At 66.5% G+C, this 22,187-nt stretch carries 18 protein-coding genes and 1 pseudogene; 5 read left to right on the top strand and 14 right to left on the bottom strand.

The features are described 5' to 3' along the window. Positions 1-29: 29 nt before the first annotated feature. From BLU17_RS28320 to BLU17_RS28305, 4 genes are all read right to left on the bottom strand, one after another. Complete coding sequence (locus BLU17_RS28320; protein WP_092004725.1) at positions 30-878, bottom strand: ureidoglycolate lyase; 849 nt, start codon at positions 876-878, stop codon at positions 30-32. 85 nt (positions 879-963) lie between these two features. Beyond that, a complete protein-coding gene (locus BLU17_RS28315; RefSeq protein ID WP_092004722.1) occupies positions 964-1,707 on the bottom strand; it encodes an SDR family oxidoreductase in 744 nt (247 codons plus the stop codon). Positions 1,708-1,864: 157 nt separating this feature from the next. Further along, positions 1,865-2,728, bottom strand: a complete 864-nt coding sequence (locus BLU17_RS28310; RefSeq protein WP_092004719.1) for an amidohydrolase family protein — start codon at positions 2,726-2,728, stop codon at positions 1,865-1,867. Between the two features lie 3 nt (positions 2,729-2,731). Then, entirely contained in the window at positions 2,732-3,769 is a 1,038-nt protein-coding gene (locus tag BLU17_RS28305) for an aldo/keto reductase (protein WP_092004716.1), read from the bottom strand. A 411-nt stretch (positions 3,770-4,180) separates the two neighbouring features. On the opposite strand from BLU17_RS28305, the gene BLU17_RS28300 reads away from it, so the two are divergent. Further along, the gene (locus BLU17_RS28300) at positions 4,181-5,014 is read left to right on the top strand and encodes an IclR family transcriptional regulator (protein ID WP_245747052.1); all 834 of its coding nucleotides are present in this window, start codon (positions 4,181-4,183) and stop codon (positions 5,012-5,014) included. 259 nt (positions 5,015-5,273) lie between these two features. Then, complete coding sequence (locus tag BLU17_RS28295; protein WP_092004806.1) at positions 5,274-5,819, top strand: hypothetical protein; 546 nt, start codon at positions 5,274-5,276, stop codon at positions 5,817-5,819. A 21-nt stretch (positions 5,820-5,840) separates the two neighbouring features. Here the strand turns inward: BLU17_RS28295 and BLU17_RS28290 are convergent, their stop codons facing one another. The 4 genes from BLU17_RS28290 to BLU17_RS28275 all read right to left on the bottom strand — a co-directional run bounded on the left by BLU17_RS28290 (position 5,841) and on the right by BLU17_RS28275 (position 11,227). Further along, positions 5,841-8,204 carry a bifunctional acetate--CoA ligase family protein/GNAT family N-acetyltransferase gene (locus tag BLU17_RS28290; protein ID WP_092004713.1) on the bottom strand — a complete coding sequence of 788 codons (2,364 nt, stop codon included), beginning with the start codon at positions 8,202-8,204 and terminating at the stop codon, positions 5,841-5,843. 233 nt (positions 8,205-8,437) lie between these two features. Continuing rightward, positions 8,438-10,039, bottom strand: coding sequence for a peptide chain release factor 3 (locus tag BLU17_RS28285; protein WP_092004710.1), 1,602 nt, complete (start codon positions 10,037-10,039; stop codon positions 8,438-8,440). Positions 10,040-10,601: 562 nt separating this feature from the next. After that, complete coding sequence (locus BLU17_RS28280) at positions 10,602-10,895, bottom strand: H-NS histone family protein (protein WP_092004708.1); 294 nt, start codon at positions 10,893-10,895, stop codon at positions 10,602-10,604. 104 nt (positions 10,896-10,999) lie between these two features. Beyond that, complete coding sequence (locus tag BLU17_RS28275; RefSeq protein ID WP_092004706.1) at positions 11,000-11,227, bottom strand: hypothetical protein; 228 nt, start codon at positions 11,225-11,227, stop codon at positions 11,000-11,002. Positions 11,228-11,607: 380 nt separating this feature from the next. Between BLU17_RS28275 and BLU17_RS28270 the strand changes: the two genes are divergently transcribed. Beyond that, positions 11,608-12,882, top strand: a complete 1,275-nt coding sequence (locus BLU17_RS28270) for a helix-turn-helix transcriptional regulator (protein ID WP_143189365.1) — start codon at positions 11,608-11,610, stop codon at positions 12,880-12,882. 28 nt (positions 12,883-12,910) lie between these two features. Here the strand turns inward: BLU17_RS28270 and BLU17_RS28265 are convergent, their stop codons facing one another. Together BLU17_RS28265 and BLU17_RS28260 are read right to left on the bottom strand one after the other, a co-directional pair. After that, the gene (locus BLU17_RS28265) at positions 12,911-13,162 is read right to left on the bottom strand and encodes a hypothetical protein (protein WP_245747051.1); all 252 of its coding nucleotides are present in this window, start codon (positions 13,160-13,162) and stop codon (positions 12,911-12,913) included. A gap of 128 nt (positions 13,163-13,290) precedes the next feature. Further along, positions 13,291-13,764 carry a BON domain-containing protein gene (locus tag BLU17_RS28260; RefSeq protein WP_245747053.1) on the bottom strand — a complete coding sequence of 158 codons (474 nt, stop codon included), beginning with the start codon at positions 13,762-13,764 and terminating at the stop codon, positions 13,291-13,293. A gap of 304 nt (positions 13,765-14,068) precedes the next feature. On the opposite strand from BLU17_RS28260, the gene BLU17_RS28255 reads away from it, so the two are divergent. After that, on the top strand, positions 14,069-15,469 hold the full coding sequence (locus BLU17_RS28255; protein ID WP_092004698.1) for a GntP family permease: 1,401 nt from the start codon (positions 14,069-14,071) through the stop codon (positions 15,467-15,469). 19 nt (positions 15,470-15,488) lie between these two features. On the opposite strand, the gene ydiJ is transcribed toward BLU17_RS28255, so the two are convergent. Next, positions 15,489-18,536, bottom strand: a complete 3,048-nt coding sequence (ydiJ, locus tag BLU17_RS28250; protein WP_092004695.1) for a D-2-hydroxyglutarate dehydrogenase YdiJ — start codon at positions 18,534-18,536, stop codon at positions 15,489-15,491. Positions 18,537-18,653: 117 nt separating this feature from the next. Here ydiJ and BLU17_RS28245 point away from each other — a divergent pair, with 117 nt between their 5' ends. Beyond that, positions 18,654-19,607 (top strand): LysR substrate-binding domain-containing protein, encoded by a 954-nt coding sequence (locus tag BLU17_RS28245; RefSeq protein ID WP_092004692.1) that lies wholly within the window; start codon positions 18,654-18,656, stop codon positions 19,605-19,607. Positions 19,608-19,785: 178 nt separating this feature from the next. Here the strand turns inward: BLU17_RS28245 and BLU17_RS28240 are convergent, their stop codons facing one another. The 3 genes and pseudogenes from BLU17_RS28240 to BLU17_RS28230 all read right to left on the bottom strand — a co-directional run. Beyond that, positions 19,786-20,655: an alpha/beta fold hydrolase gene (locus BLU17_RS28240; protein ID WP_092004800.1), complete on the bottom strand. Its 870-nt coding sequence runs from the start codon at positions 20,653-20,655 to the stop codon at positions 19,786-19,788. A 65-nt stretch (positions 20,656-20,720) separates the two neighbouring features. Continuing rightward, positions 20,721-21,968 (bottom strand): 3-(3-hydroxy-phenyl)propionate transporter MhpT, encoded by a 1,248-nt coding sequence (mhpT, locus tag BLU17_RS28235; protein WP_092004689.1) that lies wholly within the window; start codon positions 21,966-21,968, stop codon positions 20,721-20,723. Positions 21,969-22,062: 94 nt separating this feature from the next. After that, positions 22,063-22,187, bottom strand: a pseudogene (locus tag BLU17_RS28230) (4-hydroxy-2-oxovalerate aldolase); the annotation flags it as partial.

Genomic DNA, 22,187 nt, shown 5'->3' with positions numbered 1-22,187 from the left:
GCGCGTTTTCGTGCGCCGGCCGAGCGGCGTTATTCGGCCGCGCGCGTCTTCTGCTGCTGTTCGCCCAGGCCCTCGATGCCAAGGCGCACCGTCTGGCCCGGCTTCAGGAACACCGGGTTCGGCTTCACGCCCATGCCCACGCCCGGTGGCGTGCCCGTCGAGATCACGTCGCCGGGCTGCAGGCTCATGCATTGCGAAAGATACGAAACGAGCTTCGCGACCGTAAAGATCATCGTGCGCGTGCTGCCGTTCTGGTAGCGATGTCCGTCCACTTCGAGCCACATGCCGAGGTTCTGCGGATCGGCCACCTCGTCGCGCGTGACGAGCCACGGGCCGGTCGGGCCGAACGTGTCGAAGCCCTTGCCCTTGTCCCACTGGCCGCCGCGCTCGATCTGCCATTCGCGCTCGGACACGTCGTTGACCACGCAATAGCCCGCGACGTAATCGAGCGCATCGGCCTCGCTCACGTTCTTCGCGTGCTTGCCGATCACCACGCCAAGCTCGACTTCCCAGTCGGTCTTCTTCGAGCCGCGCGGAATTTCGATGTCGTCGTTCGGACCGACGATCGCGCTCGTCCACTTGTTGAAGACCACCGGCTCGACCGGCACCGGCATGCCCGACTCGGCGGCGTGGTCGGCATAGTTCAGGCCGATGCACACCATCTTGCCGATGTGGCCCACGCATGGCCCGATGCGCGGATTGCCTTCGACGAGCGGCAGCGTTTCGGGATCGATCGCGCGTAGCTGCGCGAGACCGGCGTCCGAGAGCACGTCGCCGGCGATGTCGGTCACGTTGCCCGAGAGCGCGCGAATGCGGCCTTCGGCATCGAGCAGGCCCGGTTTTTCGTGACCCTTCGGGCCATAGCGAAGCAGTTTCATCGTCTGTGTTCCTTGTGTGTCTGTGCGAAAGGTGCGCGAGAATGCGTCGTGTTGCTTCCTGCCGGTCAGTGCGGCGTGGGGCGAACTAGTTAGACCACCCTCCGTCGATCACATGCGCCTGGCCGGTGGTGAATCCCGATTCGTCCGAGGCGAGGTAAAGCGCGAGCGCCGCGATTTCCTCGGGTTTGCCCACGCGCCCCATCGGCTGGCGCGCGACGAACGCGGCGCGCGCCGCGTCGACGCTCGTGCCTTGCGCCGCCGCCTGTGCCGCGATGCGCTCTTCGAGCGAGGGCGACGCCACCGTGCCCGGGCAGATCGCATTGCAGCGAATGCCGCGCGTCACGAAATCGGCGGCCACCGCCTTCGTCAACCCTATCACAGCCGCCTTCGACGCACCGTACACGAAACGGTTGGGCACGCCCTTCACGCTCGACGCCGCCGACGACATGTTGATGATCGACCCGCCGCCCGCCGCCAGCATGCCCGGCAGAAAGGCGCGGATGGTCCGGTACATCGCTTTCGCGTTCAGATCGAATGCGAAGTCCCAATCTTCCTCGCTCGCTTCGAGTATCGAGCCCGCGTGCACGAAACCCGCGCAGTTGAACAGCACGTCGATCGCGCCGAGTTCCTTCGCCAGCGCGGCGATTGCCGCGCCGTCGAGCACGTCGAGCTTGCGCGCCTCGACCGGCAACGCCGAGAGCGCGTCGATGCGGATGTCCGTGGCGATCACGCGCGCGCCTTCGCGCGCGAACCGTTCGGCGGCCGCGTAGCCGATGCCCTGACCCGCCGCGGTGATCAAGGCCGTCTTGCCGGCCAGTCTTTGTACCATCTGCCACTCCGGTTGGAAGCGCGGCACGGCGATACCCGGTATTGCAGTAAGCGCCCCATGCCGCGTTCGAGCGATGAAATCGCGGAAAGAAGTCGGGACGACGCAAACGGCCATTATGGCGACGCCCGTGCGCCTCGCGGCGTTCAGCGGACGCTTTCTAACCGGCGGAATCGGGCCGCAGCCGATAAAAGGCGGCCGCGTTGCCGCCGAACACGGCGGCGCGTTCGTCTTCGGAAAGCCCGGCGAGCAGCCGTTGCGCGCTGGCGTGCCAGCGCCGGTAGTCGCCGTTCAGGTTCAATACCGGCCAGTCGCTGCCCCACATGAGGCGTTTCGCGCCGAACGCCGCCAGCAGACGCGCAACCCACGGCGCCAGCGTGGCGTCGTCCCAGCCCGGCGCCGATTCGGTCGCGAGGCCCGAAAGCTTGCAATGCACTTGCGGAAACTGCGCAAAACGCCCGATGGCCCGCGACCACGCGGCAAAGCCGCTTTCACCGCCGGCGGCGATGGGCGGCTTCGCGCCGTGGTCGATCACCACGCGCAACATGGGATGGCGCGCGAGAAATGTGGCGAGCGCATTCGCGTGGCGCGTGAAGACGAGCGCATCGAACGCGAGGTCATGCGCGATGAGCGCGTCGACGGCGCTTGCGGTGTCGGCGTTCGCGATCCAGTCGTCGTCGGGCAGGTCCTGGAGCATGGGCCGCACGCCGCGCAGCTTCGGCTCGCGCGCGAGTTCGGCGATCAGCGTGCCGGCGGCCGGATCGTCGAGCGGCACCCAGCCCACCACGCCCGCAATCGAAGGCGCGTGGCGCGCGAGATCGAGCAGCCAGCGCGTTTCCTCGACGCTCGGCGCGGCCTGCACGACCACCGTGCGCGCGACGCCGCACGACGCACGCAACGGCGCGAGATCGGCGGGACCGTATGCGCGATACAGCACGGTCATGTCTGGCCTGAGCCAGCCGTAGTCGCCGCGCGCGGGATCCCAGTAGTGCTGGTGCGCATCGACGGTCCCGGGCGTAGACATGGCTCAGTCCAGAGGAAGCGGCGCACGCGGATCGACAAGCCCCTTGTCGCGCAACGCGAGCCACAGTTCGCGCGGCAACGGCGTCTCGAACGAAGCGACGTTCTCGCGCACCTCGTTCGCGCTGCGCGCGCCGTTGAGCACCGTCGCCACGGCCGGGTGCGCATAGGGAAACTGCAGCGCCGCCGCGGCGAGCGGCGCGTCGCAGGTCCGGCAGATCGCATCGAGCCGCGCCACGCGCTCGACCACGTCGCGCGGCGCATCGCCATAGTTGAACTTGAGATCGCCGAGCAACCCGCGCGCGAGGATCCCCGAATTGAACGCGCCGCCAAGCAGAATGCTCACGCCCTTCCTTTCGCATTCGGGCAGCAGGTCGTCGAGCGGCGCCTGTTCGAGCAGCGTGTAGCGACCTGCGAGCAAGGCGCAGTCGATGTCGAATTCGCGCATCGCCTCGAGTATCGCCTCGCGCTCGTTCACGCCAAAACCGACCGCTTTGATCGCGCCCGCCTTGCGCAGTTCGTCGAGCGCCTTGAAGCCGCTTTCGCCCAGTTGCCGCCAGTAATGGGCGTTGCGGTCTCCGTGCGTGTAGCGGCCGATGTCGTGCACGAGCAGGATGTCGATATCGACAACGCCGAGCCGCTGCTGGCTATCCTCGAACGAGCGCAGGATGCCGTCGCGCGTGTAGTCGTAGATCGCCTCGAAAGGCAGCGGGTTTTGCCAGCCCTCGCTACCGTCATAGGTGTGCGTGCGCGGCACGAAATGGCGGCCCACTTTGGTGGAAAGCACGTACGCCTCGCGCGGGTAGCGCCGCAACGCGGCGCCCAGCCTGTGCTCGGCCTTGGTGTGACCATAGTGGGGAGCCGTGTCGAAAAAACGGATGCCGGCTTGCCACGCGGCATCGACCGTGGCCAGCGCCTCCTCGTCGGACAGATCGCGATACAGGCCGCCGAGCGGCGCGGTGCCGAGACCCAGCGCAGTCACCTCGAGCGCGGTGCGTCCGATCCGGCGCCTGCGCGCCACCTTGGGGGGATGTTCCTGCGGCATAGCCTGCAATCTCCTTGGGATGGCTGTCTCCACAACGATTGCGTTTTGGTGCGCGGCTTCGAGAATCGGCACGCGCAGGCGCGGCCCGGCACGCCGGACGGCCGCCCAGAAGATCTTGTACGTGAAGATAAACACCTGGTGCCCGCGCGCTTCCGGCTTCGAGCTCGCACCACCGGCATTGTCGCGGATAACGGGAAAGCCGATGCGCGGTTCGCCCCGTCTCGAAACCGGACGGGATCGTGCTGCGCGTGCCGCCCGCTTCCTGAATCGTCAGGACTTCTACCGGGTGTCCATCCGGTCAGATGACGCTGGCACACGTTCACCAATGAACGCATTATTCATATACGCACGGCCGTGGGTCAAGGAATGTGCGGTGCAGCATGGGTCCGTGATTTCCCTGGGGACGATCGAATGGAAAACAACGCGAAAAAAGGCCAGATGGACAACGTGCCCGAAGAAGCCGATGAGAAAGACGACGGCGACCGCTATCGCGCGCCCGCGCTCGACAAGGGGCTCGACATCCTCGAACTGCTCGCGGAGCAGCGCGGCGGTCTCACGCGCGCCGAAATCACGAAGGCGCTCGGGCGCAACGCGAGCGAGATCTACCGCATGCTCGAGCGGCTCGTGGCGCGGCAGTACGCCGTGCGCTCGGAAGCCGGCGACCGTTACGCCCTGAGCCTGAAGCTCTTCGCGCTCGCGCACCGCCATCCGCCGATAGAGCGCCTGATCGGCGAAGCGCTGCCGCTCATGCAGCGCTTCGCCGACGATGCCGAGCAGTCCTGCCATCTCACGGTGTACGACCGCGGCAACCTGCTCGTGATCGCACAAGTGGACGGTCCCGGTACGTGGGGCATCGCCGTGCGGCCGGGTTCGCGCGTCGGTCTCGTCGATACGAGCTCGGGCCGCACGCTCCTCGCCTGGCAAACGCCGGAGCAGCGCGCCCACATGCTCGCGGAGCATACGAAGGTGAAGGGCGAGGTAACGATCGACCGCGCGGCGCTGGAGGCCGCGTGCGCGCAGGTGCGCGAGGCGGGCTACTCGCGCAAGGACAGCCAGCAGATCTTCGGCGTGACCGACGTGACGTTTCCGGTGCTCGGGCCTTCGGGACAGGCGATCGCCGCGCTCACCTGTCCGTTTCTCAAGCGCATCGACCAATACATCGCGCCCTCGCTCGACGAAGCGACGCATATGCTGCGCGCGAGCGTGCAGAGCTTGTCGATGTTCCGGGAGCAAGGCGCGGCGTAGGGCGCGATACGAGCAACCCGGGCAGGCCGGCTTCGGCGCGACGGGCGCCTCCCGCTCCGACGCCTGCGATCGACGCCGCTCGCGCGGACAGGCCGGATCGCACCCCAGTGCGCGGGACGCACATGCGTCCCCTTGCGAGCGCCCTCGCGCGAGGTGGAAACCGCGCGCAAAACGGTTAGAATGGCGGCCCTCCCAAAAAACCGGCCCGTCGCCCTTGCTCGCAAACAGCGGGCGCGCGGCGGCCGCGCATTCGAAATCCATGGCGAAACTTCTGACCGATCAAGAATTCCAGCGCTTTTCCGAGCTTCAGCAGAAACAGGCGAGCTTCACGATCACAGCCGATGAAGCCGACGAGCTGCGCGACATCGTCGCGCGCGCGCAGAAAAAGCGCGATGACCGCGCCGATGCGATGAAGACCGTCGAAACCGCCATCGCCCGGTTCGAGATCGCTCCCGAGGAGCTTTTCACGGCCGGGCAGATCGCCGAGGCCGCGCGCAACTTCGGCCTGATTCCGGCCACGCGCAAGGAGCGCGTGCTGCCGCCTTCGCTGACCTTCAACGGCAAGACGCATCAGTGGACCACGCGCGCGCTGCCCGAGGAAATCCGCACGCCGCTGTTCGAGGCGTTCCAGGGCGGCCAGTCGATCAAGGCGTTCATCGCCACGCCGAAGGACGCCGCGCGCTGCGCCGCGACGATCGCGCGCCTCGAAAAGGAAACCGGCGCGCAGTATGGCGACGCCTGGCTCGAAGAGCTGTCGCTCACGCGCGGCCAGATCGACGACGCGCTCGCGAAGCTCGCGGCGTAAGCGGCAAACGCCGGCTTCGACTCAGTCGAGCGGCATGCGAAAACCGACCACGCCCGGATCTTCCGTCGGCGTGACGGTGAAGCCGCAGGCGCGCGCGAGGCCGATCATCGGCGCGTTTTCGCGCAGCGCTTCGCCGAGCAGCCAGTGCGTGCCGCGCGAGCGCGCGTACTCGATGATGCGCGACATCAGCAGGTGCCCGAGGCCGCGCCCCTTGAGATTCGAAAGAATAGCGACCGCGAACTCGGCGGTCTCGTTGTCCGGGTCGGCCACGGCGCGCGCCACGCCCAGCGTGCGCGGCTGGCCGTCCTCGCCCTCGACGATCGCGAGAAGCGCCATTTCGCGGTCGTAGTCGATCTGCGTCATGCGCGCGAGCTGCGTATGGTCGAAGCTGCGCACCGCCGAAAAGAAACGCATGCGCAAATCGTCGGGCGTCATCGATTCGACGAACGTGCGGTGCATCGCTTCGTCCTCGGGGCGGATCGGCCGGATCGTGAGGCGTTCGCCGTGCCAGTCGAGCGTTTCTTCGAGGCGGCGCGGATACGGCATGATCGCAAAGCGGCTGCGATTTTCCGCGAGCTTCAGGCGCGGCGCCACGACCACGGTCGCCCCGTGCAGGACGCGCAACGTCAAATTCAAGCCCACGATCTCCCTCACCTCGCACACCACTTGCGAAAGCTCGGTGAGCGCGGCCAGCGTCGGCTCGGGCGCCACGTAGCGCACATAGGGCGAGCGCGCCACGATATCGCGCGACAGCACGGGATTGAGCGGCGGCAGGCTGTAGACGCGCAGCGGCGGCGAAATCTCGTCCGGCGACGGCGCGACGAAGCGGAACACCGGGCCGAAGTTCTCGTCGTCGCGGAATTCCACCGTCACGTCGACCACGGGCTTGACGCCCGGCTCGTCCTGCGCCTGCGTGACGAGCCCGAATCGCGCCAGCAGCCTCGCGGCCTCCTCGCCTTCGAGCTCCGTGCGCCCGGTCGCCAGCGCCGCGCGCGCCTCGCCCTGCGCGGCCTCGATCGCGGCCGGGCCTTGCGCGGGCATCGTTTCGGGCGTCTGCATCAACAGCTCGCGGCCCAGCCGGTAATCGACGAGACGCGCGAACGCGCGCGCGAGCCGCCGCGGCGTGGTGTGCACGGGAATGCCGTGCGCGTGCAGCTCGTCGCGCGTTTTCTCCTCCACGCCGCCGAAGAAGCACGCCAGCATGCCGCGATACGCGAAGCGCTGATGCTCGATCAGCGTGCGCGCCACGTCGTCCACCGGCGCGCTGTGCGTGGGCGCGTGCACGATGAACGCCGTGCCGCTAGAGCGTTGCGTGGCGAGCGTTTGCAGCGCGAGGCCGAAGTGCTCGGGCTTCGCCGTTTCGCCGAGCACGAGCGGATTGTCCGACTGCGCGTGCGGCAGCGCGGCATGGATGGCCGCGAGCGCCGAGTCGTCCCAGCGCGCGAGCGTGTCGCCGGCTTTCGTGAAGGCGTCGCGCGCGAGCGTCGCCACGCCGCGGTCGCTCGTGATGAGCGTGGCCGTGTCGCTCGCGGCCACGCGGCCCACGCCGAGCGTTTCGATTTCATCGAGCAGGTCGTCGAGCGTATCGACGCGCACGAGTCCCGCGCGCCGGAACGCCGCCGTGTAGAGGGCGTCGCCCTTGTCGTCGCGGCCGCTCCTCAGCGCGAGCACGGGCTTGTTGCGCGCCGCCGCGCGCGCCGCCGACATGAACTTGCGCGCCGCGCGGATCGTGTCCACTTCGAGCAGGATGGCGCGCGTGCCCGGGTCGCTCGCGAGGTAGTCGAGCACGTCGCCCACGTCGACGTCGGCTTCGTCGCCGAGCGCGATCACGTGCGAAAAGCCGAGGCCGCGCGGGGCGGCCCAGCGCAGCACGGCATTGGTGAGCGCGTTGGACTGCGAGACCCAGGCCACGCCGCCCTTGCGCGCAATCGAAGCCGCCGCGCCCAGTTGCGCGTTGAGCGCGGGCGTGAGCGCGCCGAGACTGCCCGGCCCCACGATGCGCAGCAGGTGCGGGCGCGCCGCCGCCAGCGCGTGGCGCAAGTCGGCGTGATCGGCCTCGTCGCGCGCCTCGCCCACGATGATGGCCGCGCGCGTGCCCATGCCGCCCAGCCGGTGTACGAGCGCGGGCCACGTGGCGGGCCGCGTGCAGATGATCGCGATGCCGGGGGCTTCGGGCAGGTCGCCCGCGTCGGCCAGAACGGGACGGCCGTCGAACGCCTCGACGTCGCCCGCATGGCGCGGATTCACGGCCCACAGCGGGCTCGTGAAGCCGCCTTCGATCAGCCGCTGCCACACCATGTTGCCGATGCTGCCGGGACGCCGCGAGGCGCCGATCACGGCCACGGATTTCGGCTGGAACACCGCGTCGAGATTGCGTACGGTCACAGGGACTCCTCGTTGTCTGCCAGGCGCGCGCACAGAGGGCGGACGCCGGTTTTTCGGGTTTTACCGCTACGAGGAGAGGATAGGGCAAGCGCGCAGGCGATGCGCGTTTTTCGCCCGGCGCGAGTGCGCGCAGTCGCGGCGGCATGAGGTCGCACGCCGCGTCGACCGCGCATTCACCGCCGTGTGCGAGAAGAAAGGCGGTTCGAGAATGCGGCGCGAGCGCGCCGCATGTTTTACATCGACTTGCGGAACGGCGCGCCCGAGTGCTCGCGCAGTTCGTTGAAGACGATCTTCGGCCAGGCCTTTTGCGCGACCTCGATTTCCGATACGTGCGAAGCGAGATACGTCGGCGCGTTCGACGCGTCGTAAGCCATGCGGGCGGCGTACGAGTCGGTGAAGCGGCGCAGCTCGGCGGGATCGTCGCAGGTGACCCAGCGCGAAAGACGATAGCGCGCCGGCATGATGCGCACGTCCACCTTGTACTCGGCCGAGAGACGGTGCGAAACCACTTCGAACTGGAGCTGGCCCACGGCGCCGAGGATCGTCGAACCGCCGTGCAGCGGACGGAACACCTGGATCGCGCCTTCCTCGCCAAGCTGCTTGAGCGCTTCGCCAAGCTGCTTGGCGCGCATGGGGTCGACCACTTCGATGGTCTGGAAGATTTCCGGCGCGAAGAACGGCAGGCCCGTGAACTGGAGGTCTTCGCCTTCGGTGAGCGTATCGCCGAGGCTCAGCGTGCCATGGTTAGGAATACCGATGATATCGCCAGGATAGGCCTCGGCCACGGTCTCGCGGCGCTGCGAAAGAAAGCTCACCACGTTGTTCGCGCGGAAGGTCTTGTTGTTGCGCGTGACCTTGAGCTGCATGCCGCGCTCGAAGCGGCCCGAACACACGCGGATGAACGCCACGCGGTCGCGGTGCGCGAGGTCCATGTTGGCCTGCACCTTGAACACGACGCCCGTGAACCTGGGCTCGTCGGGCGACACCGGACGCTGCACGGTCATGCGGGGCGAGGGCGGCGGCGCGAGATCGACGAGCGCGTCGAGAATTTCCTTCACGCCGAAGTTGTTGATCGCCGAGCCGAACAGCACCGGCGACTGCTCGCCGGCCAGGAACGCGTCGCGGTCGAATGCGGGCGTCGCGCCGGTAATCAGCTCGACTTCTTCCTTCGTGCGCTTCCAGTGATAGCCAAAGCGCGCTTCGCCTTCTTCGTCGCTAATGCCCTGCAGCGTTTCCACCGCGCCGCCGAGCGTTTCCTGTCCCGCGCGAAACACGCGCACCTGGTCGCGCTGGATGTCGTAGACACCCTGAAACTCCTTGCCCATGCCGATGGGCCAGGTGAACGGCACGGCGGCCACGCCGAGGTGCTGCTCGATTTCGTCGAGCAGGTCGAGCGGCTCGCGCACCTCGCGGTCGAGCTTGTTGATGAACGTGAGAATCGGCGTCTTGCGGCTGCGGCAGACTTCGAGCAGCTTGAGCGTTTGCGCTTCCACGCCGTTCGCGCCGTCGATCACCATCACGGCCGCGTCGACGGCTGTCAGCACGCGGTAGGTGTCTTCCGAGAAGTCCTCGTGGCCCGGCGTGTCGAGCAGGTTGATGACGGCGTCGCCGTACTCGAACTGCATGACCGAACTCGCGACCGAAATGCCGCGCTGCTTTTCGATCTCCATCCAGTCGGAGGTCGCGAAGCGGCCGCTCTTCTTGCCCTTCACGGTGCCGGCGATCTGGATCGCGCCCGAAAACAGCAGCAGCTTTTCGGTGAGCGTGGTCTTGCCCGCGTCCGGGTGAGAAATGACCGCGAACGTGCGGCGGCGTCTGAGTTCGGCTACTGACATGGATAGGGCGGGTATCACTGATGAATTCGGGCAACCGCGCCGCGCGGCGGGGGTTGCGGCGAGCGCGGCGGCGCTTGCGAGCGGGTTTCTGTGGCAACTGCGGCAAATGCGGGTGCATATGCGGCAAGTGCGCGGACCGCGCCAGGCGCGGAAAATAGCACGAGCGATCGGAAAAATCCTGGGATGCCCGCGCGGAACGGCGCCGGGACCGAATGATACACGGCATTCGAGCCGTCGACTAAAGGTTTGATGCGTGCATGGGCAAGCCGGCTCAGGGGCGGCCGGCCGCGGCTCGCGCTAGCTGCCGAACGGTGAGCTTTTACAGGACGAGGCGACGCGCGCCCCGGCGGCCCGCATCCGGATTCACGGAGCGCACCCCACCTTCACGAAAATTCCCTTTCGCGCCAGACAGTTGTACGCCAGGCGGCTGCCCTGCTCGTCCGCGCCGCCCCTTGCTGGCCCGCGAAGCGCGGCCTCTGAGGTGAGCTTTTTCGGGACAAACGAATGCCGGCAGCAAACAGCCTGCGCACCCCCGACGGGGCGCGCGGCCGGATCGGGCGGGTTATTCCTTGATGAGGAAGCGTTCGCGGTTCTTGCCCGCCAGCCAGCCCGGGGTACGGCCGCGGCCGCTCCATGTCTCGCCGGTTTTCGGGTTCATGTAGCGGGCAGGCAGCGCCTTCTTGCGTGCCGGCCCCGCACGGCGGCTCGCGAAACCCAGTTCTTCAGCGGTGATGTCGTACTCCGCGATCTTTTCCTTGATCTCGGCGATCGCCTCGGCAATCTCCTTTTCACGCGCCGCAGCGACTTCCTTATGGAGCTTCTCCAGTTGGGCGGTCAATTGCTTGTAGCTCGGCATGAAACATCATCTCCAGTTCAGTCACGAGAGTGCCATTGTGACCGGTTTGGAGTCCGAGCGTCCCGGGCAGCGCGCTTTTTTTCAACCCGCGCCAAGCGTTGGCGCTAGCGATCGGGTTGGCGCAGCGAATCGTGTTCCAGACGGCTTTCGAGCGCACGCAACGCTTCGTTGAGCCGCTTTACGCGCAACATCTGCGATGGAACCAGATTCGCGGTCGATACCGAATCGAGACGGCCGCGCCAATAAGAAAGCGGAATACGATCGCGACCTGAAAGCCGCCCGATGATGTGTTCGAGGTGCTCAATATCCTTTTCGAGTTGATGGTGATTCATCGCTGCCCCCGGTAATGACAAGTTTTATCGAGCGGCACAAAATAGCGCGCGCTCACTTTCGTCACGTCGCCGCTTTTCCGCACGCAGCGGATAATCGACGGTTTCCTGCTGCCGGATTTACCGCGCGCAATGCGCGTTGCGGCAAATTTTGCGTCTCACTGGTAACGTCAGATCAGAATAAGACTTGCGCTCCCGCCTATCCGTTGGATACCGCACGGAATTCCGGATGCCGCTCATCCACGCTGACGTTAAATCCGCATCCATACCGGAACGCAGATTAACGGGGGCTATTGCGTCTGTATATTCCTCAATTGTGGAACGCTATGCGGGGTGCATTATGCGCCGGATTACGCGTCCGCAATATGAACAATGAGAACGGCGTGAAAACAAACGAAACACAATACGATCGCCTGCTGCATGCTATTTACGAAACGATCGAGAATCCTTGCGCCTGGAAGGATTTTTGCGCGCAATTGCGCGAAACGATGGGCGTGGCGTCGATTCATCTGTTCGCCTTCGACAGGCAGCGCGATCTGTTTTCCTGGAGCGACGGTTTCGCGCTCGCGAGCGCGGAACCGCTTGAACGCATTCGCCCGCTCTACCGCGACGACGCGCGTTTTGCGTGGCTGCGCGCTTTTCCGGCGGGCAAGTGGCTGCACTGCGGCGTCGGGCCGGACCGTGCGGACGCCGATGGCGCCACCATCGGCTTCGAGCTCTGCCCGCCCGACAACGGCCATCGCTGCGTGGCGCTGTGCAAGCTCGTCGAGCAACACGAGCTCGCGGTCATGCTCGCATGCAGCGCCCGCGCCGAAGCAGGACCGCTCCCAGGCGAGCACCGCGAAATGCTCGAACGGATCACGCCGCATCTCATCCGCGCGGTGCGGCTCTATGCGCGCCGCTTCACGTTGAACGCCGACACGCTCGCCAACCGCTCACGCCCCCCGGCCATGCTCGTCAGCGCGCTGGGCGAGGTGCTCCACAGCAACGAGCCCGCGCAGCGGCTCCTGAAGGCGACCACGCTCGTACGGATGCGCGGGCGGCGGCTCACGCTCGCTCCGCCTCACCACGCGCGCCTGCTCGAGGATATCGCCGTGAGCGAGGCCCGGCTGCGCAGCCGGGCGACCGGCGCGCGCGCGGCGGCGGCGCGCTTCCGGGCGCTGCGCATCGTCGGCCGCGATATCGGCTCCATCGCGCCCGATGCCGCCAACGCCGCTTTTGCAACGCGGCCGCACGGCGAAACCGGCGCCGGGCAGCCGGCGCCGCTCGGCGAGCGAGCGTCAACGAAGCTCGCGGCGGGCCAGCAGGAAGTGCTCTACGCGTTCTACAACGTGGTCACGGCCGAAGACGCCTCGGCCGCCGAATTGCGCGCCTTCGCGGCGCTCACGTTTTATCATCCGCGGTCCGCGCCGCTCGTCGACGAGCAGGTGCTCGCCACGGCGTTCGATCTCTCGCCGGCCGAATGCCGGATCGCGCTGCTGCTCGCGGAAGGTCTCACGCAAAAGGAAATCGCCGCACATGTGGGCGTGCAGCACGACACCGTGCGCAAACAGTTGCAATCGATCTTTCAGAAGACGGCAACGCGGCGTCAACCCGATCTGCTGCGCCTCTTGCTGAATCTGCCGGCGCGCGGCGCAAGCGCCGCCGCCGAAAACTGAGCGTCGAGGTCAGTAGCGCGCCACGCGCTCATTGCGCCTTGCGGCAGGCGAACACGAACGTGTAGTTGGCGCCCTCGGTGGACTGGGCGACGGTGTCGTAGCCCGCGCCGTCGCAGCGGGCGCGGGCCTGCTGCGCGCACGAATCGCGATCGCCCGAGGCCGGGCATTGCACCTGGACCGTCGGGCGGCCGTCCGAAAGAAACAGCGGCGGCCCGCTGCTGCACGCGGCAAGCGCCCCGATCAGGATCAAAGCGCACGCGGCGAACGGCAGTTTGCGCAAACGGAACAACGACGAACCAGGACGAGTCATTGGAGCACCCCGACGGGCTTTCTAGTTTTTCGACGATGCGATTGTGCCACGCCGCGAGCCGCCTGCGCGCCATCGCAGCGAGCGCCGCGCCTGCCCGCTCAGGGCGCCGGCGCGAGGGCTTTGTAAGGCAGCGTGCCGTGCGGATCCGAAGTCAGCCGCACGAAGACCTGCTCCACGTCGGCAACCGCGGAAAGCCTGCGCTCCAGCTCGGCCTCGTCGAAACCCGCGCCCACGCAGCCTTCCGCATAGACGAAGCGGCGCTGTACCGTGATCCAGATGCTCGTGCCCGCGAACATGGCGTCGCCTTGCAGGTGTCGGCGAATTGCCGCTGCAATGTCGGCGTCGTAAAGATACGAATTCGGCTTCGAGCACTTGTGCGCGAGCCAGCAGGTCGTGCCGCGCTCCACGCGATAGTGGGCGTCGTCGTCGGCTTCGGCTTTCGTCATCAACGGACCGAGCGGCTGCGGACAGGCGGTTATCGCGTCCGAAAGCGCGAAGAACGGATCGTTGTACCAGTTCTTGCGCCCGGCGTCCGGCGCTTCGGCCACCGCGCCGCGCGCCGCGAAGGCCATCAATACGCTGACGCAAACGGACGCCAGCCGCGCCGCCCGCGCGTGCCGCACGCCGCGCCCGTCCGTACCGACTACGCTCATTGACTGTTTCCTCGCCGTCCGATACCCGCTTTCCCTCTCGCAACGATAGGAGCGCGCGGCCACGCTCGCAATAACGAGACACATCGTTTCGCTACAATCGCTGCGACGCACCACGGCCACGCCGCATCAAACGCCGCACGAAGGCCGCACGAAAGGCCGCATCAAAAGCCTGGATCCCGCAAGCAGCCATACCGCGCAACACGATCGATCCGCAGGAGACCTCATGTCGTTTGTTATCGTTCTCGCCGCTCTCGCGTTCCTCATGCTCGCCGCGTACCGCGGTTACAGCGTGATTCTCTTCGCGCCCGTCGCCGCGCTCGCCGCGGTCCTCTTTACCGATCCCACGGCTGTCGCGCCGGTCTTTTCCGGCATCTTCATGGAAAAGATGGTCGGATTCGTGAAGCTCTACTTCCCCGTATTCCTGCTCGGCGCGGTATTCGGTAAGGTGATCGAACTATCGGGCTTCTCCGAAGCCATCGTGGCCGCCGCGATCCGCTATATCGGCCGCTCGCGTGCGAATGCCGTGATCGTGGCCGTATGCGCGCTGCTCACCTACGGCGGCGTTTCGCTCTTCGTGGTGGTCTTCGCGGTCTATCCGTTCGCCGCCGAACTCTATCGCCAGAGCGGCATTCCCAAGCGCCTCATGCCCGGCGCCATCGCGCTTGGCGCGTTCTCGTTCACCATGGATTCGCTGCCCGGCACGCCCCAAATCCAGAACATCATTCCGACCACCTTCTTCAAGACCACGGCGTGGGCCGCGCCCGCGCTCGGCGTGATCGGCTCGCTCTTCATCATCGTGGTGGGGCTCACGTACCTCGAATGGCGCCGCCGCAGCGCGATGGCGAAAGGCGAAGGCTACGGCACCTCGCTCGTGAACGAACCGGAGCACGTGAAGACCGAGCATCTGCCGAACCCGGTCCTCGCCGTCGCGCCGCTCGTGCTGGTCGGCGTGGCGAACTTCCTGCTCACGCACTGGATTCCGGTCTGGTACGGCGATACCGTAACGGTTCCGCCCGAAGTGCTGCCCGGCATCCATGCGCCGGTCACGGCCACCGTCAAGCAGGTCGTGGCGATCTGGGCGGTTCAGGGCGCGCTGCTCGCCGGCATCGTACTCGTGATCGTGACGGCCTTTGGCCGCGTGAAGGAGCGTTTCGCGAACGGCACGAAAGCGGCGGTGGCAGGCGCGCTGCTCGCCTCGATGAACACCGCTTCGGAATACGGCTTCGGCGGCGTGATCGCGGCGCTGCCGGGCTTCATCGTCGTGAGCGACGCGCTCAAGAGCATTCCGAATCCGCTCGTGAACGCCGCGGTTTCGGTGAGCGCGCTCGCCGGCATTACCGGGTCGGCTTCGGGCGGCATGAGCATTGCGCTCGCGGCAATGTCCGATCTCTTCATCAAGAGCGCTCAGGCCGCGAATATCCCGCTGGAGGTGCTGCACCGCGTGGTCGCGATGGCGAGCGGCGGCATGGATACGCTGCCGCACAACGGCGCGGTCATCACCCTGCTCGCCGTGACGGGGCTCACGCACCGCGAATCGTATCGGGATATCTTTGCGGTCACGGTGATCAAGACGCTGGCCGTGTTCTTCGTCATCGCCGTCTATTACTCGACCGGGATCGTCTGAACATCGTCAGGCATCCGGATCATCGATACATCTCCAGCAACACCTGAACCGGATGCCGCAACTGCCGCCCGCGCAACCGCTTCACCTGGCAACGGCACGAATAACCCGTGGCGAGCAATTCGGCTTGGGGATGCGCGCCCGTGCATGCCGCGTCGACATGCCGTGCCCAGGACTGGCCGAAGATCTTCGCAGACGTCTCGCGATTGCGCGCCTCGTGACCATACGTGCCCGACATGCCGCAACAGCCGCTAGCGGGCATGGCGAGCGCAAGACCTGCCGCTGCGAATACGTCCTTCCATAAGCCAGCGGCAACGCCGGCGTTGCTGCGCTCGGTGCAATGCGGCAGCAGGCGAAACGACGCGGCACGTCCCGCAGCGGCCCCTCGCGCGTGCAGCGCGCCGAGCAGCCATTCCTGCGGCAACTGGACATCGGGCGTGCCGTCGATTCCCGCAACCTTCCGGTACTCCTGCCGATACACGAGCGTCATGGCCGGGTCCACGCCGACCAAAGGCACGCCAGTCTGAGCGAGCGCGACCAGTTGCGCCGCGTTGTGGCGCGCGGCGCGACGAAACTGCGGCAGAAAACCCTGCACGTGCAGCGGCTTGCCGTTCGGCAGATAGGGCGCAACGAACACCTTGAAGTCAAGACGCGCGGCAAGCTCCAGAAACGCCGCCGCAACCGGCATCTCGAAGTAGCGCGTGAAGGCGTCCTGAACCACGATCACGCTGCGCCGACGCTCGGCGCTGCCGAGCATGGCGATCCGCCCCGGCGTCGCCGGCTCCGCGCCCGATCTGCGCAGCACATCGCGCCACGGCCCCGTACTCAGCAACGGGCTATCGACAATCCCAAGGCCGCGCGCGAGCAGCGATTTGACGGGACGCGCGTTCATCAGCGCGTTGTATATGCTCCGGGCGCCAGGCACCGCCGCGACGCGCGGCACGGCGAATTCGAGGCCGCCGATCAGATAGTCCCGCAACGGCCGCAAATAGCGCGTGTGATAAAGCTCCAGAAAGCGCGCGCGAAACTCGGGCACACTGACCTTGACTGGACACTGTCCCGCGCACGACTTGCACGCGAGGCACCCCGCCATCGCGTCATAGACCTCGTGCGAAAAGTCGTGGTCGCCTGCCAGTTTGCGCATGCTGTTGACGATACGCACCGGCAGCGCCTCCGCGACCGCCGGCGCGGCGAGATCCGCCCCCGCGCCCTGTTGCATCCGCAACCATTCGCGCATCAGGGAGGCGCGACCCTTCGGCGAATGCACGCGCGAGCGCGTCGCCTTCCACGAAGGGCACATGGCATCGTCCGGGTCGAAGTTGTAGCAGGCGCCGTTGCCGTTGCAGTGAACCGCGTCGGCGTTCGCCTGCCAGACGCGCTCGTCGATGCGACGGTCCAGTTCGCCGCGCAGCGGCGTTGCGTCGATCTTCAGCAGCGTCGCGCCAATCCCAGCCGGCGTGGCGATCTTGCCGGGATTGAGCTGGTTGTACGGATCGAAGGCCGCCTTCAGCCGCTGAAGCGCCGGATACAAGGGCCCGAAATACGCAGGCACGTATTCGGAGCGCACGCCCTTGCCATGTTCGCCCCACAGCAGCCCGCCGTACTTCAGCGTCAACGCGGTCACCGCGTCCGAGATCGGACGCACGAGCGCGGCCTCGTCAGAATTGCGCATGTCGAGCGCGGGACGCACATGCAGCACCCCCGCATCCACGTGGCCGAACATGCCGTAGCGCAGGCCGAACCCGTCGAGCAACGCGCGAAACTCGGCGATGTAGTCGGCGAGATTCTCGGGCGGCACCACCGTATCTTCCACAAAAGGCTGCGGGCGGCTCGCTCCGCGCGCGTTGCCGAGCAAGCCCACGGCGCGCTTGCGCATGGCATAGACGCGCTTGATCGCCGCCTCGCCGTCCGCGATCGTGTGGCCGAGGCGCTTCACGCTCGCGTCCGCGCGCAGGTGCTCGACGAACGCCGCGATACGCGCGCGCAACGCGTTTGCGTCGTCGCCGCTGAATTCGACCAGGTTGATGCCGTTCGCGCCGCCATCAATGTCGTCGTCGGGAAAATACGCGGCCACGCTTTGCCAGACCATGTCTTCCCGCGCAAGCCGCAGCACCGTCGAATCGACGGTTTCGATCGAGAGCGGACGATGCGCCATCAATGCGCGCGCGTCGCGCAGCGCGTCCATGAAGCCCTCGTAGCGGATGTTGACCAACGCCGCATGCTTCGGAACCGGCAGCACGTTCAGCGTCGCTTCGACAATGAAGCCGAGCGTGCCTTCCGAGCCGCACAACACGCTGTTGATGTCGAAGCGTCCCGCGGAATCCCGCAGGTGCGCCAGATCGTAACCCGTCAAGCAGCGGTTCAAATCGGGAAAGCGCTCGCGTATCAAGTCCGCTTCGCGTTCGCTGATATCGCGCGCGGTTCGAAAGATTTCACCGACCTTGTCCTCGCGCGCGCATAGCGCCGCGAGCGCGGCGCGATCGACGGGCGCGCTCGACAAAGACTCCCCGCCTGCCAGTATCGTTTCGAGCGCCAGCACGTGGTCGCGCGTTTTCCCGTACGTGCAGCTGCCCTGCCCGCTCGCGTCCGTGCTGATCATGCCGCCAATGGTCGCGCGATTCGAAGTCGAAAGTTCCGGCGCGAAAAAAAGTCCATGCCGCCGCAATTCGGCATTGAGCTGGTCTTTGACGACGCCGGCTTCCACCCTGGCCGTACGCGCGACAGGATCGATTTCGAGAATCCTGTTCATATGCCTCGACATATCGACCACGATGCCTTCGGTCAGCGATTGCCCGTTCGTCCCCGTACCGCCGCCGCGCGCGGCCACGGCCACGCCGCGGAACGCCTCGCGCCCCAGCAGGCTCGCAATACGCTGGACGTCTTTCGCATGCCGCGGAAACACGACGGCGCGAGGATAACGCTGATAGATGGAATTATCCGTGGCGAGCACCGTGCGCGTGGCATGGCTCGTGTCCACGTCGCCATCGAAACCCGATACCCGCAATTCATGCAAAAATTGACGGATCAGCGGGTTGCCGTATTCGCCTACGGCAAGCCTGGCAATGGCCATGTCGACTCTCCTGGTCTCCCGGCGAGGCATAATGTGCCCCGTTCTTGCAAGGCATTGTCGTGCCTGGACCCGCGCCAGGCAAACGTATGTTAGTTGGGTAGATCATGAGGTTTATGAATGAATTACCGCAAGCTCACGCCTTCGATGTCGCTGCTGCTCGCGTTCGAGGCGTCGGCGCGCCATGAGAGCTTCACACGTGCGGCCGAAGAGCTTTCGCTCACGCAAAGCGCGGTGAGCCGCCAGGTACAGGCGCTCGAAGCCATGCTCGACCTGGCGCTCTTCGCGCGCGAGGGCAAGCGCATCGTGCCGACCGACATTGGCCGCGCCTATATGGCCGAAATTTCCCAAGCGCTCACGTCGATCCGCAGCGCGACGCTGCGGGCCCTCACCGCCAACGCGCCGAAAACGCAGTTACGCGTCGCAACCTTGCCGACGTTCGGCGCCAAGTGGCTGCTGCCACGCCTGCACCGCTTCTATCAGGCGCACCCGGACTTGCAGATCGATCTCGATTCACGCATCGAAGCCGCCGATTTTTCGACTCCGGACCTCGACGCCGCCATCGTGGTGGGCGACGGGCGCTGGCCGGGCGTGACGGCGCACAGGCTCTACGCGGAAGAACTGGTGCTGGTCGGCAATGCCGCAACGTTGCCGGTCGTGCGAAAGTCACGGCGGCGGCCCGTTGCGCCGACGATCGCTGGCCTCGAAGGCCTCACGCTGCTGCGCGTGCGCAGCTTTCCCGACGCTTGGCGCGAATGGTGCGCGCATTTTGGCTTGCCGCACGATGCGCTGCTGCCGGGGCCGAGTTTCGAGCTGACCTCGCACCTGATTCAGGCGGTCGTGGCCGGCATCGGCGTGGGCCTGGTCCCGCGCATGCTGGTGGAGGACGAACTGAAGGAAGGCAGGCTCCATAGTCCTTTCGAAGCCGTGGCCAGCTCGCGTTCGTACTATCTGGTCTATCCGGAGCGCGCGCAGCGCCATCCCGTGCTCGTCGCGTTTCGGGACTGGCTGCTGCAGGAGCTTGCCGATCCGGTTCGATCTCCGCAGTCGCGGCGAGCGATGCCGAAATCGTAGCAACCGCACGCGCCATCCCTCTCGCGACCGGTCGACCATCGACCGGCACGAACGACGCCATTGCGACCGTTCAGCAGACGCTCAATCCGTGGGCTCAAAAAAAGGCGTACCGTGATGCACGCCGTATCGTCGCGCACGCAGTGAAGCAGCGCGCGGCCGCTTCCCTGGCGTTCGCGCCTTAGTGCTTCAGGAAATCGATCACCATGCGGTTGAATGCTTCCGCATGCTCCCATTGCGCCCAGTGACCGCAACGGTTGAACACGTGCAGTTGCGCGTTCTGCATGCCTGCCAGCAGACGCAGGCCGACATCCATCGGCACGAAACGGTCGTCGCGGCCCCAGATCACGAGCGTGGGCGCGGCGATTTCGCCAAGGCGCGGGCCGTAGTCGCTGAACTGCTTCGGAAATGCGGCAAGGCTCTTCACGAAGTTTTCGAGGTGATCGCGGCGCGCGAGCATGTTTTCGAGGCGAGTCTGCATCAGCTCGTCGGTGAGCGCGCTCGCGTCGTAGACGAACACGTTCATCATGCGCTTGAGGTTCTCGATCGTCGGGTCGCGATAGAGGCCTTGCAGCAGCTTGATGCCTTCGGTCGGCATGGGCACGAAGCTGCTCGGGCCGCCGGTGCCGCCGCCCATCAGCACGAGCTTGCCCACGTGCCGCGGGTTGGCGAGCGCGAACGCCACCGCGCTGTGGCCGCCCATCGAATTGCCGAGAATATGCACGCGCTCGATGCCGAGCACGTCCAGCAAGCCCTTCAGCACACGGCCGTTCAGGTCGGAGCGCGAGCTCGTGCAGACGACAGGATCGCTCTTGCTCCAGCCCGGACAGTCCATCAGGATCACGCGGTAGCCGGCCGCGACGAGCGGCTCCACGTTGCGGTTGAAGTTGGCCCAGCCGCTCGCGCCCGGACCCGAGCCGTGCAGCATCACGATCGTTTCAGCGCCTTCGCCCGCATCGTTGTAGTGAATCTGGAATTCGACTTCGCCGTCTTTCACGCGGGCGAACTTGCTCGTCGAGGCTTCCGTGATTGCCTGTGCCGTAACAGTCATGTTGACCATCCTCTAAAACGTAATAACTCATGCCGGAGAAGGCGTGCGCCCTCTCCTCCTCGATTTCATGCGCCTTGCGCGCCGAGCGCGCCGCGCCGCCGGGACGCGCCCACCACGCTAAGCGCAGCGAGCGCCGCGACCACGACGAGCGGAATGCTCGACCCCACCAGCATCGACGGGCTCTGGCCAAGCGCGAACAACTGGCCCGCCACGAGCGGCCCGAGAATCGAGCCGAGGCGCCCCACGGCCACGGCCGCGCCCACGCCCGTGCCGCGCACTTCCGTGGGGTAAGCATGGCCGGCGAGGGCGTAGAGCACCGACTGGCCGCCCACGATGAAGAAGCCGCACAGCAGACCGCCCACGGCCGTCGAGCTTGCGCCGCCCGCGCCCGCGAGCACCGTGAGGGCGATCACGATGCCCACATACATACCGATCACCGTGCCGCGGCGTCCGAAGCGATCCATGATCGTTGCGATCGCAACGGCACCGATGCCGCCGCCGATGTTGAACATCATCAGCACGAGGTTCGACTGCACGCGCGAGAGGCCGCGCGCCAGCACCATGGAGGGCAGCCAGTTCATCAGGAAATACAGCACGATCAGCGTACCGAGGTAGCTGATCCACAGCGCAATGGTCGTACGCGCGCGGCCGTTACGCCAGAGCGCTTCGGCCACGCCCGGCGTGCCTTCTTTCGCCGCCTTCGATGCCCTCGCCGCCACGAACTGCTGCGACTCTCGCAGGAACAGGCCCAGCAGCGGCACCATCACGATCGGGCCGAGACCGCCGACATAAAACACGTGGCGCCAGCTCGCGTCGCCCGTGCCGAGCATGCCGATCACGGCCGCAATGGCCGCGCCGAAAGGCATGCCGCAGTACATCGCACCCACCGCCGTACTGCGCTGCTGCGGCCCCGCCGCTTCCGAGCACAGAGCGATCAGGTTCGGCATGGCGGCGCCGAGACCGAGACCGGTGAGCAGACGCGCGACGAGCAGGCTCTCGAAGTTCCACACCATCGTCGTGGCGAGCGAGAACAGCCCGAACAGCGTCACCGACCACATGAGCACGCGCTTGCGGCCCAGGCGGTCGGCCAGCCGCCCGCCCAGCGCCGCGCCCGGCAACAAGCCGATGGCGCCCGCGCTGAACGCCCAGCCCATTTGCGCCACGGCGAGATGAAACTCCTTCGCCATGCGCGGTCCGGCTACGCCCGCCGATTGCAGGTCCAGCCCTTCGAGCAGCGCAATCGCCAGGCACAGGGCGATCGTTGCCTTGCTGCTCGTTCCGTTTCCTCCGGCACTCCCGTTTCGCGACGTCATCAAAGTCTCCAATATCGATATGCGAGCCGCTCTTTCCGGCGGCTATCTGTGGCTACGCCGCGCATCGCGTGAAAGCGACGCGCGGCGCGCTTGCTCAGGACTGCAGTGCTTCCTGGCGCTTTTTCAGATCAAGCGCCACATCGACGATCATGTCTTCCTGGCCGCCTACCATGCGGCGCCTGCCGAGCTCGACGAGGATATCGACGGTCTTCAGGTCGT

Source organism: Paraburkholderia lycopersici (genome assembly GCF_900096975.1).
Taxonomy (GTDB): Bacteria; Pseudomonadota; Gammaproteobacteria; order Burkholderiales; family Burkholderiaceae; genus Paraburkholderia; species Paraburkholderia lycopersici.
Note: the sequence above shows the minus strand (reverse complement) of the source record. Positions and strands in the feature narration are given on the sequence as shown.

Coding starts and splice junctions, on each gene's coding strand:
- BLU17_RS28320 (WP_092004725.1), bottom strand. CDS start 878: ATGAAACTGCTTCGCTATGGCCCGAAGGGTCACGAAAAACCGGGCCTG.
- BLU17_RS28315 (WP_092004722.1), bottom strand. CDS start 1,707: ATGGTACAAAGACTGGCCGGCAAGACGGCCTTGATCACCGCGGCGGGT.
- BLU17_RS28310 (WP_092004719.1), bottom strand. CDS start 2,728: ATGTCTACGCCCGGGACCGTCGATGCGCACCAGCACTACTGGGATCCC.
- BLU17_RS28305 (WP_092004716.1), bottom strand. CDS start 3,769: ATGCCGCAGGAACATCCCCCCAAGGTGGCGCGCAGGCGCCGGATCGGA.
- BLU17_RS28300 (WP_245747052.1), top strand. CDS start 4,181: ATGGAAAACAACGCGAAAAAAGGCCAGATGGACAACGTGCCCGAAGAA.
- BLU17_RS28295 (WP_092004806.1), top strand. CDS start 5,274: ATGGCGAAACTTCTGACCGATCAAGAATTCCAGCGCTTTTCCGAGCTT.
- BLU17_RS28285 (WP_092004710.1), bottom strand. CDS start 10,039: ATGTCAGTAGCCGAACTCAGACGCCGCCGCACGTTCGCGGTCATTTCT.
- BLU17_RS28280 (WP_092004708.1), bottom strand. CDS start 10,895: ATGCCGAGCTACAAGCAATTGACCGCCCAACTGGAGAAGCTCCATAAG.
- BLU17_RS28275 (WP_092004706.1), bottom strand. CDS start 11,227: ATGAATCACCATCAACTCGAAAAGGATATTGAGCACCTCGAACACATC.
- BLU17_RS28260 (WP_245747053.1), bottom strand. CDS start 13,764: ATGGCCTTCGCGGCGCGCGGCGCGGTGGCCGAAGCGCCGGACGCCGGG.
- BLU17_RS28255 (WP_092004698.1), top strand. CDS start 14,069: ATGTCGTTTGTTATCGTTCTCGCCGCTCTCGCGTTCCTCATGCTCGCC.
- ydiJ (WP_092004695.1), bottom strand. CDS start 18,536: ATGGCCATTGCCAGGCTTGCCGTAGGCGAATACGGCAACCCGCTGATC.
- BLU17_RS28245 (WP_092004692.1), top strand. CDS start 18,654: ATGAATTACCGCAAGCTCACGCCTTCGATGTCGCTGCTGCTCGCGTTC.
- BLU17_RS28240 (WP_092004800.1), bottom strand. CDS start 20,655: ATGACTGTTACGGCACAGGCAATCACGGAAGCCTCGACGAGCAAGTTC.
- mhpT (WP_092004689.1), bottom strand. CDS start 21,968: ATGACGTCGCGAAACGGGAGTGCCGGAGGAAACGGAACGAGCAGCAAG.